Source organism: Lysobacter yangpyeongensis, from assembly GCF_042655745.1.
GTDB classification, from domain to species: Bacteria; Pseudomonadota; Gammaproteobacteria; order Xanthomonadales; family Xanthomonadaceae; genus Agrilutibacter; species Agrilutibacter yangpyeongensis.
Window position 1 is genome coordinate 872,625 of sequence record NZ_JBHSNM010000001.1, and the last position, 13,170, is coordinate 885,794.

At 66.6% G+C, this 13,170-nt stretch carries 12 protein-coding genes and 1 other RNA gene; 4 read left to right on the top strand and 9 right to left on the bottom strand.

Features of this window, described 5'->3' with window-relative positions; translation table 11 throughout:
* Positions 1-93: 93 nt before the first annotated feature.
* The 3 genes from dnaK to hrcA form a co-directional block, all read right to left on the bottom strand.
* The gene (gene dnaK / locus ACFPN1_RS03590) at positions 94-2,013 is read right to left on the bottom strand and encodes a molecular chaperone DnaK (protein WP_386753062.1); all 1,920 of its coding nucleotides are present in this window, start codon (positions 2,011-2,013) and stop codon (positions 94-96) included.
* Positions 2,014-2,122: 109 nt separating this feature from the next.
* Positions 2,123-2,644: a nucleotide exchange factor GrpE gene (grpE, locus tag ACFPN1_RS03595; protein WP_386753064.1), complete on the bottom strand. Its 522-nt coding sequence runs from the start codon at positions 2,642-2,644 to the stop codon at positions 2,123-2,125.
* Between the two features lie 100 nt (positions 2,645-2,744).
* Positions 2,745-3,800: a heat-inducible transcriptional repressor HrcA gene (gene hrcA, locus ACFPN1_RS03600; RefSeq protein WP_386753066.1), complete on the bottom strand. Its 1,056-nt coding sequence runs from the start codon at positions 3,798-3,800 to the stop codon at positions 2,745-2,747.
* Positions 3,801-3,927: 127 nt separating this feature from the next.
* Between hrcA and recN the strand changes: the two genes are divergently transcribed.
* Positions 3,928-5,616: a DNA repair protein RecN gene (gene recN / locus ACFPN1_RS03605; RefSeq protein WP_386753068.1), complete on the top strand. Its 1,689-nt coding sequence runs from the start codon at positions 3,928-3,930 to the stop codon at positions 5,614-5,616.
* 57 nt (positions 5,617-5,673) lie between these two features.
* On the opposite strand, the gene fur is transcribed toward recN, so the two are convergent.
* A complete protein-coding gene (gene fur, locus ACFPN1_RS03610) occupies positions 5,674-6,078 on the bottom strand; it encodes a ferric iron uptake transcriptional regulator (protein ID WP_386753070.1) in 405 nt (134 codons plus the stop codon).
* 150 nt (positions 6,079-6,228) lie between these two features.
* On the opposite strand from fur, the gene ACFPN1_RS03615 reads away from it, so the two are divergent.
* A complete protein-coding gene (locus tag ACFPN1_RS03615) occupies positions 6,229-6,624 on the top strand; it encodes an outer membrane protein assembly factor BamE (RefSeq protein WP_386753072.1) in 396 nt (131 codons plus the stop codon).
* Positions 6,625-6,684: 60 nt separating this feature from the next.
* Here ACFPN1_RS03615 and ACFPN1_RS03620 read toward each other — a convergent pair whose 3' ends face one another.
* Together ACFPN1_RS03620 and ACFPN1_RS03625 are read right to left on the bottom strand one after the other, a co-directional pair.
* The gene (locus ACFPN1_RS03620) at positions 6,685-6,957 is read right to left on the bottom strand and encodes an RnfH family protein (protein WP_386753074.1); all 273 of its coding nucleotides are present in this window, start codon (positions 6,955-6,957) and stop codon (positions 6,685-6,687) included.
* Positions 6,954-7,394 carry a type II toxin-antitoxin system RatA family toxin gene (locus ACFPN1_RS03625; protein ID WP_386753076.1) on the bottom strand — a complete coding sequence of 147 codons (441 nt, stop codon included), beginning with the start codon at positions 7,392-7,394 and terminating at the stop codon, positions 6,954-6,956. Before ACFPN1_RS03625 ends, ACFPN1_RS03620 begins: the two co-directional genes overlap by 4 nt.
* 49 nt (positions 7,395-7,443) lie before the next feature.
* Here ACFPN1_RS03625 and smpB point away from each other — a divergent pair, with 49 nt between their 5' ends.
* Entirely contained in the window at positions 7,444-7,968 is a 525-nt protein-coding gene (gene smpB / locus ACFPN1_RS03630; RefSeq protein WP_386754023.1) for an SsrA-binding protein SmpB, read from the top strand.
* 18 nt (positions 7,969-7,986) lie between these two features.
* Here smpB and ACFPN1_RS03635 read toward each other — a convergent pair whose 3' ends face one another.
* Positions 7,987-10,176, bottom strand: a complete 2,190-nt coding sequence (locus ACFPN1_RS03635) for a CHASE domain-containing protein (RefSeq protein ID WP_386753078.1) — start codon at positions 10,174-10,176, stop codon at positions 7,987-7,989.
* A gap of 127 nt (positions 10,177-10,303) precedes the next feature.
* On the opposite strand from ACFPN1_RS03635, the gene ssrA reads away from it, so the two are divergent.
* Positions 10,304-10,657: a transfer-messenger RNA gene (gene ssrA / locus ACFPN1_RS03640) on the top strand.
* Positions 10,658-10,741: 84 nt separating this feature from the next.
* On the opposite strand, the gene ACFPN1_RS03645 is transcribed toward ssrA, so the two are convergent.
* Together ACFPN1_RS03645 and ACFPN1_RS03650 are read right to left on the bottom strand one after the other, a co-directional pair.
* Positions 10,742-11,446: a YiaD family glycine zipper/OmpA-like lipoprotein gene (locus ACFPN1_RS03645; RefSeq protein WP_386753080.1), complete on the bottom strand. Its 705-nt coding sequence runs from the start codon at positions 11,444-11,446 to the stop codon at positions 10,742-10,744.
* A 146-nt stretch (positions 11,447-11,592) separates the two neighbouring features.
* The gene (locus tag ACFPN1_RS03650) at positions 11,593-13,137 is read right to left on the bottom strand and encodes a WS/DGAT/MGAT family O-acyltransferase (protein WP_386753082.1); all 1,545 of its coding nucleotides are present in this window, start codon (positions 13,135-13,137) and stop codon (positions 11,593-11,595) included.
* Positions 13,138-13,170: the final 33 nt, after the last annotated feature.

Genomic DNA, 13,170 nt, shown 5'->3' on the forward strand with positions numbered 1-13,170 from the left:
CTGCGGACACAAGAACGGGGAACCGGAAATTACGGAGCGCGAGCCGAAGCATCGCTGTTCCGATTCCCGATTCCCCATTTCCGACTCCTGGCCTTACGGCTTCTTGTCGTCCTTGACTTCGGTGAACTCGGCATCGACGACGTCGTCCTGCGACGCGCCGCCGGCGGAGCCGGCACCCACGTCCGGACCCGGCTGGCCCGCCGAAGCGGCGGCGAACAGGGACTGCGCAGCTTCCTCCAGCGCCTTCGACTTGGCCTCGATCTGGGCCTTGTCGTCGCCCTTCATCGCAGTTTCGAGTTCGGCGATGGCGCCCTCGGCGCGACCGATCGCGTCGCCCGGCACCTTCTCGCCATGCTCCTTGATCGCGTTGCGCGCTGCATGGATCAGGCCGTCGGCGTGGTTGCGTGCCTGCACCAGCTCATGGAACTTCTTGTCTTCCTCGCGGTGCGCTTCGGCGTCCTGCACCATCTTCGCGATCTCGTCCTCGGACAGGCCGGAACCGGCCTTGATCTCGACCTTCTGCTCCTTGCCGGTCTTCTTGTCCTTGGCGGTCACGTGGACGATGCCGTTGGCGTCGATGTCGAACGAGACCTCGATCTGCGGCATGCCGCGCGGCGCGGGCTCGATACCCGCCAGGTCGAAGCGGGCCAGCGACTTGTTGTAGCGGGCCTGTTCGCGCTCGCCCTGAAGCACATGCACGGTCACGGCGGACTGGTTGTCCTCGGCGGTCGAGAAGACCTGCGAAGCCTTGGTCGGCACCGTGGTGTTCTTCTCGATGATCTTGGTGAACACGCCGCCCAGGGTTTCGATGCCCAGCGACAGCGGGGTCACGTCGAGCAGCAGCACGTCCTTGACGTCGCCCTGCAGCACACCGCCCTGGATCGCGGCGCCCACGGCCACGGCTTCGTCCGGGTTGACGTCCTTGCGCGGCTCCTTGCCGAAGAAGTCGGTCACCGCCTGCTGCACCTTCGGCATGCGGGTCTGGCCGCCGACGAGAATGACCTCGGCGATGTCCGACGCGCGCAGACCAGCGTCGTTCAGCGCGACGCGGCAGGGTTCGATGGTCTTCTTGACCAAGTCGTCGACCAGCGCTTCGAGCTTGGCGCGGGTCAGCTTGATGTTGAGGTGCTTCGGACCGGAGGCGTCGGCCGTCACGTACGGCAGGTTCACTTCGGTCTGCTGCGACGAGGACAGCTCGATCTTGGCGCGCTCGGCTGCGTCCTTCAGGCGCTGCAGCGCCAGTGGATCCTTGCGCAGGTCGATGCCCTGGTCCTTGTTGAATTCGTCGACGAGGTAGTCGATGACGCGCTTGTCGAAGTCTTCGCCGCCGAGGAAGGTGTCGCCGTTCGTGGACAGCACTTCGACCTGCATCTCGCCGTCGACCGACGCGATCTCGATGATCGACACGTCGAAGGTGCCGCCGCCGAGGTCGTACACGGCCACCTTGCGGTCGCCGCCCTTCTTGTCCATGCCGTAGGCCAGCGCGGCCGCGGTGGGCTCGTTGATGATGCGCTTGACGTCGAGGCCGGCGATCTTGCCGGCGTCCTTGGTCGCCTGGCGCTGGCTGTCGTTGAAGTAGGCCGGCACGGTGATGACGGCTTCGGTGACGGTCTCGCCCAGGTAGGCTTCCGCCGTCTTCTTCATCTTGGCCAGCACCTCGGCCGAGATCTGCTGCGGCGCCATCTTCTTGCCGTCGGCGGTCTCGACCCACGCATCGCCGTTTTCATGCTGGGTGATCTTGTACGGGACCAGGCCGATGTCCTTCTGCACTTCGGCGTCGGTGAACTTGCGGCCGATCAGGCGCTTCACCGCGTAGAAGGTGTTCTTGGGGTTGGTGACGGCCTGGCGCTTGGCGGAGGCGCCCACCAGGACTTCGCCGTCCTTGGTGAACGCGACGATCGACGGCGTGGTGCGATCGCCTTCGGCGTTCTCGATGACGCGGGCCTTGCCGCCTTCCATGATCGCCACGCACGAGTTGGTCGTGCCCAGGTCGATGCCGATGATCTTTGCCATTGGTGTTTCCTCTCGCGAATCTTGGTTCGTTGTAGCGGTACCGGACCGCTGATGTGCGCTATCTGGGGGATCGCCTTGCGCCGTTCAAGGGTTCGGCGGCAGGCGGGTGTCAATCGTGCTTGCTGACCGTCACCAGGGCCGGGCGCAGGAGCCGGTCGTTCAGCAGCCAACCCTTCTGGTAGACCTGCACCACATGCCCCGGCGCATGGCCGTCGCCATCGACCATGCTCATGGCCTGGTGGTGTTCGGGATTGAAAGGCTGGCCCACGGGATCTACGGCGACGAGGCCGTTGTCGGTCGCCACTTTCAGCAGCTGTCGCAGGGTGAGTTCCATGCCTTCGCGCAGGTGCTGGGCGGTATCCGCCTTCACTGCAAGACCGGCTTCGAGGCTGTCGATCACGGGCAGCAGGTCACCGAGCAGGCGCTCGTTGGCGAACTTGCGGGCCATGTCGATGTCGCGCGCCAGGCGCTTGCGCTGGTTGTCGAGTTCGGCGCGCTCGCGCAGCGATTCTTCGCGCAGGCGCGTCACTTCGGCCTTCAGCGCGTCCAGCTCGGCGGCCTGGGAATTGGAGTCATTGAGGGTGGCGTTGGTGTTCTCGCCGTTCGCTTCTTGCATCGGTTCGGTCGTCATCGTGGGCGTGGGCCTGCCTTGCGCGAAATGCGCACGCCGCAGCAATGGGGCCTCGGACCGAACGATTCAAGCGGCCTTCACCTGCCGACGACGGAGCCGACTAAAGGCCTGCGTCGGGGTGGATCGCCGCCCCCAGCGCCTCGGCGGCTGCCTGGACCACGGGAATGACGCGGTCGTAGGCCATGCGGCTGGGGCCGATCACCCCCAGGACCCCGAGCACATGCCCGCCCGCAGCGTACGGGGCGGTCACCAGCGACATACCCTCCAGGGGCGCGAGACCGGTCTCCTCGCCGATGAAGATGCGAACGCCCGGTGCACGCACGGTGCGCTCGAGCAACTGCAGGATCTCGCGCTTGCGCGCGAAGGCCTCGAACAGTTCCCGCAACCGGTCCAGGTCGTTCAGTTCCTGCACGCCCATCAGCCGGGTCTGGCCGGCCAGGACCATGTCGTCGTTGCCCGGGGTCAGCACCTGTTCGGCCAGCTCCACCGATCGCGACAACAGCGTTTCCATCTCGTCGCGCGCGTTGCGCAATTCGCGCAGCAGGCACACGCGGATGTCCGGCAGGGTGCGACCGGCGAAGTGGGTATTGAGGTAATTGGCGACACGCTCCAGTTCGCCGGTCTCGTAGGCCCGCCGCGTTTGGATGATGCGGTTCTGCACTTCGTTGTCGGCGAAGACGAGGATTGCCATCACGCGTTGCGCATCCAGCGGCACGAACTCGATGCGCCGGAACGCGAACTGCTCGCGTCGCGGCACGCTGACCACGCCGACGAAATGGGTCATCGCCGACAGCAGTTCGGAGGCGCTGCCCAGCAGGGCCTGCGTCCCCGACCCGGCCGGCAGTTCGCTACGCAACCGGGCGACCTCGCCCTCGGGCAGCGGCCGCACCTGCAGCAGCGAGTCCACGAACAGGCGGTAACCCTGCGCCGTGGGAATGCGCCCCGCCGAGGTGTGGGGGGCGCTCAGCAGACCGATTTCCTCGAGATCCGACAGGATGTTGCGGATGGTCGCCGCGCTCACGTCGAGACCCGCGTGACGCGCCAGTGTCTGCGAGCCCACCGGTTCGCCGCTCTGGATGTAGCGCCCGATCAGCGTGCGCAGCAATTGGCGCGCGCGCGGATCGAGGCTGGCGAGGTCGGCAGGATGGCGGCTCATGTCGGCGATATAAAGCCGGCCCGGGCCGCACGCAAGCGGTCCAAGGCCATCATCGGCGTGTCGCCGGGTGAGACGCGTTGCGGATAGAAGCGAGGTTCCGTCATTCGGCCCCGCTTACAATCGCTCCATGCTTTCCCATCTCGCCATCAAGGATTTCGCCGTCGTCCGCAGCGCGGAACTGGATTTCGGCCGGGGACTGACCGTCATTTCCGGCGAAACCGGCGCCGGCAAGTCGCTGCTGGTCGACGCGCTGGGCCTGCTCTCGGGCCTGCGCGCCGACAGCGGCGTGGTCCGGCACGGGGCCGAGCGGGCCGAACTCACCGCCGGATTCATCCTGGACGATGCCTCCCCCGCCCTTGCCTGGCTGCGGGAGAACGCGCTGGACGACGTGGACGGCGACCCGGACCAGCCGGCGACGTGCCAGATCCGCCGGGTGATCCGCGCCGATGGCGGCTCGCGAGCCTGGATCAACGGTCGGCCGGCGACGGTAGCGCAGCTGGGCGAACTGGCCGGTCTGCTGGTGGAAATCCACGGGCAGCACGAACACCAGGCACTGCTGGCCCGCACCAGCCAGCTGGCCTTGCTGGACGCCTACGGCCGCACCCGTCGCGAACTCGAAACCGTGGCCGAAGCCGCCCTCACCTGGAGCGAACTGCTGCGCGAACGCGACGCGCTGCTCGCGCAGGGCGACGTCTCCGATCGCATCGGCTGGCTCGAACATCAGTTCGCGGAGCTGGACCGGGAGACCCTCGATCCGGAGTCGCTGGAGAAGCTGCTCGCCGACCACCGCCGTCACGCGCATGCCGCCGGTCTGATCGCAGCCTGCGACGGCGCGCTGGCGCAGCTGGGCGGCGATGAAGGCACCTCGCTGACGCGTGCGCTGCACCAGGTCCGGAGCGAACTGCAACGCGTCGCCGAGCACGAACCGCGACTCGGCGATGTCGATGCGATGCTGGACAACGCCGCAATCCAGATCGACGAAGCCCTCGCTCTGCTCGATCGCGTGCGCAGCGACCTGGACATCGATCCCGATGCCTTCGGCGCGCTGGAGCGAAGGCTCGGCCGCATCCATGAGCTCTCGCGCAAGCATCGCGTACCGGCCGAGCAGCTTGCGGCGCAGCGCGATGCGATCGCGGAGGAACTGGATCGCCTGCGCGGCGCCGATGCCCGCCTGCAGTCCCTGGACGAAGAGATCGCCCGAGCACGCGCGCGCTGGCGGTCCGCGGCGGAGGCCCTGGGCGCACGGCGCCGGGACGCGGCCGCAGCCCTCTCGCGCGACACGACAGCACTCATCGCCGAACTCGGCATGGGCGGCGGCCGTTTCGAAGTGGCGCTGGAGCCGATCGAATCCGAACGTCCGGATCCACAGGGCGCCGAACGCGCCGAGTTCCTGGTCGCCGCCAACCTGGGCCAGCCCGCGCGTCCGCTGCGCAAGGTCGCCTCGGGCGGCGAACTCTCGCGCATTTCGCTGGCCATCGAAGTCGCCGCGCTGGGACTGGATGCCGTGCCCACCATGGTGTTCGACGAAGTCGATTCCGGTATCGGCGGCGGCGTCGCCGAAATCGTGGGACAGAAGCTGCGCGCACTGGGCGCCACGCGCCAGGTGCTCTGCGTCACCCACCTGCCGCAGGTTGCGGCGCAGGGGCATGCGCACTACCGGGTCAGCAAGGCCGCCAGCGAAGGCGTGACCCAGAGCGCCGTGCAGTGCCTCGATGCGAAGCAGCGCGAGGAAGAACTGGCGCGGATGCTGGGCGGCGTGGAGATGACCCGCGAAGCACGCGCGGCCGCGAAACGCCTGCTGGCAGACGTCGAGTAACCCGCTCGGCGTCGCTACGCGTAGCGCGTCGTCGCGCGCTTCGCGATTCGCATCGCGTTATCGCGCCTTCTTGCGGACGTAGAGCACCAGCGAGTGTTCTTCGATCTCGTAGCCGTGCTGCGCGGCGATCTTGCGCTGCAGTTCTTCGATCTCGGGGCTTTCGAACTCGGTGATCCTGCCCGTGTCGACATCGACCATGTGATCGTGATGGTGGCCGCGGTCGAGTTCGTAAACGGACTGGCCGGACTCGAAGTTGTGCTTCAGGACGAGACCGGCGGCCTCGAACTGGGTCAGCACGCGATAGACCGTCGCCAGGCCGATGTCCTCGCCGTGCTCCAGCAGGTGGCGGTAGATGTCCTCGGCGGTCATGTGCCGCGGCTTGGCCTGTTCCAGCAGTCCCAGGATCCGCAACCGCGGATGGGTGACCTTGAGGCCGGCATTGCGAAGATCGTCGGATTCCATCGGTTTCCCGGGCGGTAGCGTGCGCGGCTCGTGCGTGGCGCGTTTCCAGGCCCGGAACGGCGGATGAACGCGCGGGGATCCGGGCTGCTTATCGATGGCTTCAGTGTATCATCGCCCCCTGATTCTACTGCCGCCTGTGCGAACAACACGATGCGCAAGCTCCTGCTGGTCCTTATCGTCGCCCTGTCCACCGCGGGTTGCGGCATCCTCTACAAGCAGCCGATCTACCAGGGCAACCTCCTGGAAAAGACCAACGTCGACCAGCTGCAGGCCGGCATGAGCAAGCAACAGGTGCTGGTGCTGCTGGGGACGCCCTCGATCGAGGATCCGTTCCACCATGAGCGCTGGGACTACACGAGCACCCAGCGCACCGGCCGGCTCGGTCGCACCGAGATGAAGAACCTCACGCTGTATTTCGACGGCGACACGCTGGCCCGCTGGGAAGGCGACTATTTCCCCGAGCAGGACGAGGAACTCGCCAAGGCCGCGCCGAAGCAGTTCGGCCGCAACCTCGCCAAGGAAAAGGACAAGAAGCGCCGCCGTTGATCCGGGCGGCCTTGCAGGAAAAAAGCGGAGCCTGGCTCCGCTTTTTCTTTGGGCGCACGCTCAGCCCTTGGGCTGGCGCCTGCGTTCCTCGACGCGTTGCCTGCGAGCGTCCTTCGGGTCGGCCTGCAGGCGCCTGAGCAGTTCCACGCGATCGCCGTCATGCAACCGCGTTGCCCCATCGACGCGTTGTCCGAACACCGCGACGGCAACGACTTCGGGGTCGTCGGTCCATCCGGCCGCGGCAAGTGCGTCGCCCACCGTCGCCGCCTCGGGCAACTCGACGACCGCCAGTTCATGCCGGCGCGGCCAGGCCCGCACGACTTCCACCTTCATGCCGCTTCGTCCGGACCGGCGTCGGCGATGCGCACGAAATCGTCCACCATGCGGTCGGCGAGGCTCTGGAAGCCGACGGCCAGCGCCGGTCCGAGCAGTTTCACCGACGGCTCGAAATCGAGGGTCAGCGTGACCTTGCAGGCCGACTCGTCGAGGGCATGAAACTCCCAGCGCCCGCTGAGCTTGCGGAACGGTCCATCCACCAACTTCAGGTCGATGTGGTGCGGCGCCTTGAGCGAATTGTGCGTGGTGAACCAGGTGCGTAGTGCGCCCAGCCCCAGGTCCAGCCGGGCGACCATGTGCTCGTCATCGGCCTCGAGCACCTGGGCGCCCTCGCACCAGTCAAAGCGGCGCGGATAGGCGGCCACGTCGTTCACCAGCGCGAACATGCGTCCGGCGGAGTGCTCGACGAGGGCGGAACGTCGGATCGTGGGCATCGGTATCGGTCGGTACGCAACGCGATCGCCAGCATGTGACAATGGCGCGATGGCTAAGAATTCCAGCAACAAGACCGGGAAGGATAAAGGAAAGGCGGCCAAAGGCGGCGAGGCGGTCAAGACCATCGCGCTGAACAAGCGGTCTCGCCACGAATACCACCTGGAAGAGCGCTTCGAGGCCGGCCTGGCATTGCAGGGCTGGGAGCTCAAGGCCATCCGTGCCGGGCGCGCCAACATCACCGACGCCTACGCGATGATCCGCGAAGGCGAAATGTTCCTCTACGGCTCGCAGATCACCCCGCTCATTTCAGCGTCCACGCATGTGGTCGCCGAAGACCGGCGCACGCGCAAGCTGCTGCTGCACCGACGCGAGATCGACCGCCTCATCGGCCGCGTGCAACGCGAGGGTTATACCGTCGTGCTCACCGCGCTGTACTGGAAGGGCAACAAGGTGAAAGCCGAAATCGCCCTGGCGAAGGGCAAGCAGACGCACGACAAGCGCGAGGCCAGCAAGGAACGCGACTGGGCGCGCGAGAAGCAGCGCCTGCTGCGCCGGCACAACAAGGACGCCTGACAGCCGCGCTTCAGTGACTCATTCGGCGGGCGTCGTGCCCGGCTCACCGGCTTCCGGCAAGGTGAAATAGAAGACGGCCCCCTCGCCTTCACGACCTTCGGCGCGGATGCGTCCGCCATGACGCTCGACGATGCGTCGCACCGAAGCCAGACCGATGCCGTGCCCGCTGAAGGTTTCCTGCGAATGCAGTCGCTGGAACGGCCGGAACAGCTTGTCGACGTAGGCCTGCGCGAACCCGGCGCCGTTGTCGCGCACGTAGAACTCGGTTTCCCCGCCAGGGACGTCGAATGCACCGAATTCGATGACCGCACCTTCGCGCCCGCGCGTGAACTTCCATGCATTGCCCAACAAGTTGCCCAGCAGGTTGCGCAGGAGCGTGGCATCTCCGACCGCCGCCAGCCCCGGCATGATCCGGACCGCAAGATCACGGCCCGGATCGTCCGCGCGCAGTTCATCGACCACTTCGAGCGCCATGCGACTGAGGTCGACCTGTTCGCGACGCAGTTCCGCTCGACCCAGACGCGAGATCTGCAGGATCGCATCGATCAGTTCGCCCATGCGCAAGGCCGCCTTGCGTACGCGCCACAGGTAATCGCGCCCGCCCTCGTCGAGCTGGCTTTCGTAGCGTTCGATCAATATGCGACTGAAGCCCTCGATCGAACGCAGCGGCGCGCGCAGATCGTGCGACACGCTGTAGGCGAAGGCCTCCAGTTCTTGGTTCGCCTGGCTGAGTTCGCGCGTGCGCATGACCACGCGCGCTTCCAGCGTGCGGTTCAGCGCCTGCACGCGCGCCTGTGCACGCACGCGCTCGGTGACGTCTTCCACCTGCACCAGTCCGGTGACGTCCTGGCCGACGCCTCCCTGGACCGGCGCGTAGGTGAGTTGCGCCTGACGTGGCAGGTCGCCCTCGCGACGCAGGTGGCGGGTCACGCGATAGATGCCGTTGGCGTCGGTCTCTCCCTCCTCGCCCGAGCGCAGCGAAGCGTCCTCGTCTTCGAACAACGAATCGAAGGGCTCGCCCGCCAGTGATTCCAGACTGCGTCCGACGATGCGACCCAGGGCGGGATTGGCTTCGACAATGCGCCCCTCGCTGTCCAGCAGCGCCTTGCCGATCGCCGAGTACTCCATCGAACTGCGGAAGCGTTGTTCGCTGCGCCGGAAGTCCTCGGTCATTCGCCTGGCGATCACCGTGGCCCGGTCTTCCGTGCGCGCGAGCGTCCAGGCCAGGCCGTACAGCAGGAGGCTGGCGACGATCCCGAGCCCGAGCATGTTTTCCAGTCCCTTCAAACGCGGCGCGGCGCCGGCTTCCGGCGCGGAATCGAACTCCACCCGCCAGCGTCGGCCGTAGGCCTCCATCGTCGTCCGGTAATGGAACAGGGATTCCGGCCTGGGCTCGCTGCGGGTGGCGAAGATCGCGCGTCCGTCGTTCCGGGCGTCGTATATGCGCAGGCCGATAGTGTCGTACTCGCGTCCGAGCGAGGAGTTGACGTAACGCGCCATGTCGAAAGGCAGATACACCCAGCCCTGCAGCAACTGCTCGCGAGCGGCCGCCGTCCGCGGATGGTCGGCGCCGCGGTAGATCGGAATGAGCATCACCAGTGCGCCATCGCGCCTGCCGGACGGTCCGCCCAGGCGCGCGACGCCGGTGTCGAGTGTCGCCTGCAGCGCCTTTTCGTCCTCCGGATCGTCCAGCAGATCCAGGCCGATGGCATCGACGTTCTCGGCAGTGCGCGGTTCGAGATACAGGATGGGGGCGTAGCGGGGACGCATCCCGTGCGGGCGCACGTTCAGTTGGCCGTAACCCGATTCGCGCCATTCGATCTGCAGATCGTCCAGCCGGTTGCTGCTGACATAGCCGACGTAGCCGAGTCCCTTTATCTCCGGGAAGCGCGCGCGCAGGTTCATGCTGTCGACGTAGTCGGCCCACTGCTGCGGCGTCGGTCGCTCCATCGACGCGAACAGCGCCGTGCCGCCACGGGCGACCAGTTCGTAGTACACGAGATGTTGATAGAGGCGGTCCACGACCTCGGCCGTGTGCGCTTCGAAACGCGCCTCCGCGGCGCGAAGCTCCCGCTCGCGGGCGTAGTACCAGCTGACGAACACCAGCACCAGGGCGCCCAACAGCACCAGCAGTGCCAGCAGGTAGCCGCCTCGCGGCAGGAAGCGCGCGCGACGAATGTCGGTGATGTCGGGTTCGGGGGACCCCATTCCCCAAGCATACAAGTCCGCTTCGCATCGCGGCTGCGACTGAACCCGCGCTGTGACCGCGAGTCCACCGGGTTGTGATCGATGCAACCGCCCCTATACTGGGCGGGTCAGCAATTTCGCTGTCCCCGGGGGTGCACTGGCTTCGACGGGGGTCGCAAAGTCGCTTGGCGCATGCCGAGGGGGTAGCTTTCCTCGTAAATCCAGCTGCAAAAATCTAGTTGCCAACGACGACAACTACGCTCTGGCCGCCTAAGGCCTAAGCCCCGAAACTGCTTGTGTCCGTGCTCGCAGCGTAGGGTCACTATCACGGAATCGCTGGAAGCCGCTGCCTGTCAGCTTCCGGTCAACCTCTAACAGGCTGGTCCCCGGATGCGCTTCGCGCATCGTGCTGTCCGGGGACGAGATCCAACGGTGAGCTAAGCATGTAGTGCCGGGGATGGAGTGCCTTCGGACGGGGGTTCAATTCCCCCCACCTCCACCAGTTCAGAAAAAGGCCCGCTTCGGCGGGCCTTTTTCGTGGGTCAACCACAGTGACGGCAAACGAACGAGCCTCCGCGCGTGTCGCTCAACCGCGCACCGGCACCAGGGTGATCTCGACGCGCCGGTTCTGCGCGCGACCTTCCTCGGTGTCGTTGCTGGCGATCGGGCGCGACTCACCGGCGCCCACGGTGATCAGCCGTTGCTGCATCACGCCGTGGCTCTGCAGGTAGGCCGCTACCGAATTGGCCCGGCGCACCGACAGTTCCTGGTTGTAGGCATCGCTGCCGACACTGTCGGTATGCCCCGCAACCTCGACCACCGTCTGGTTGTACTCGGTGAGCGTGCGAGCCACGTCGTCCAGCACCGGATAGAACTGCGACTGCAGGCTGGCGTCGTTGAAGGCGAAAGTGATGTTGCCCGGCATGCTCAGGGTGATGTTGTCGCCCTGGCGCACCACGCCCACGCCGGTGCCCGCCATGCGTTCGCGCAGTGCGCGCTCCTGGCGGTCCTGGTAATTGCCGATCGCACCGCCGGCGAGCCCACCCACGCCGGCGCCGACGAGCGCACGCTGGCGACGTTCCGTCGCATCGTCGCCGCTCAACAGGCCGGCCACGGCGCCGACCGCGGCACCGATGAGGGCGCCCTTCTTCGTCTTGCTCATTCCCGTCTGCTCGCCGGGGGGCGGCTGCTGGGAAGGCTGGCTGCCGTAATAGCCGCCGCCCTGCGTGGCACAGGCAGCAAGCAACGTGGTGAGTACGGCGGCGGCGATCAACTTGCGTTGCGTATTCATTCCTTACCTCCTTGCGGGGATCATGCGGCCGCGCACGATGGCAGCCCCCACATGAACAGGGACGAACGCTAATGGCGAAGGTGTCGCCAGAGGGTGACGAAACGCGGCTTCGACGAAGCCGTGAATGAATGCGGGACGAACGAGCGCTAGCCGACGAGGAAGTCGATCGCGCGACGGGTGTCCTCCGGCAACAGCGCATCGGCGGAGGGCGCATCGAGGCGCGATTCCCAGTCGCTCATCAGCGAGAGGTACAGCAACTTGTCGAACTCGCTGCCGAAACGCCGGATGACGCCGTCGGGATCGGGAATCAGCTTCGCATCGGCAATCAGCCCGAAATGCACGCGGCCGTTGTAGCTGAGGATGGAAATGCCGACGCCGATCGAGCCCGTCTGCGGAACCCAGAACATCATGTCGCGCAGGGCGCAGCCGGCGAGATAGAGGGTCTGCTGCGGTCCGGGAACGTTGGTGGCGACGACGCTCGCCTTGCGGCTGAAGAGATCCAGGGCGAGTCCCTGCACGGCCGTGGGGGCCATGCCCAAGGCGGCAAGTAATCCAAAGGAAACAATAGCTTGCCTTGAATTCTTCAGGCCGTTCATGCACTCGACAACCCGCTCCACCCGTCGGATCGGGTTGTCCTCGCCCACCGGCAGGTCGAGGAACACCAGCCCGAAGTGGTTGCCCAGTTTCCTGGCGTGCTCCAGCGGGCGCAGGTTGACCGGCACCGTCGCCCGCAGCGTCAGCCCGTCGACGCGGTCGCCGCGCTCGAGCATGTAGTGCCGCAGCGCTCCGGCGGCCGTCGCCATCAGCACATCGTTGACCGTGCACTCGCAGGCACGGCCGACGGCCTTCACTTCCTCCAGGTCGAGCGGCTCCGCCCAGGCGACCCGCTTGCTCACGCCCAGCTTTCCGCGCAGCAGCGACGGCGGATCGTCGGACAGCGTGAGGGCATGCAGCAGCTCGCGTCCGATCTCGCCCCCTTCCCTGGCCAACACGGCGGCCAAAGTCGGATCGCGGTACATCTCCATGCCCTTCTCGACGACCCTGCTGCCCAGCTTCATGTAGCGCTCCGCCGCGCCCACGCGACGCGCGACGCGGGCGCCGTCCTGCTTGAGCCACGCCTGTTGCAGGTCGCTGCCTTTGGCAGGTTCGCGCGTGGTGTCGGTCAACGACAGCAGCACCTGCACCAGGGCGATGCCATCGGCATAGCTGTGGTGGATGCGGGCGATCAATGCCGAACCGCCCTCATAACGTTCGACGAGGTGGAACTGCCACAGCGGCCGCCCCGTATCCAGCGGTGTGGAGGCCAGCTGGCTCACGAAGCGCTCGAGCGCGCGCTTGCCGCCGCGGCCCGGCAATGCGGTGAGCTGCACATGCCAGTCCAGGTCGAGGTCGGTGTCGGTTTCCCAGAACGCGCCCGCTGCGGTGTCGACGGCCTTCTGGTTGAAGCGCCGATAGGCGAGCCAGCGTTGCCGGATCACGCTCCGCAGTTCGGTCACCGACATGGGGTCGGCGAACATGAGCACGCCGGTGATCATCATCGGGTTGGTGGGCTGCTCCATCCGCAGCCACGCCGTATCGACCTTCGCCATCGGCTCGCGACGCACGGCGCGGATGCGCTTCGCACGCTCCCTGACGGCACGCTCCTTGACGGCACCTTCCCTGACGCTGCCCTTGTGCGCTCGTGACACCATGGGGTTCTCCTGTCGCCTGCAGCGAGTGAATCA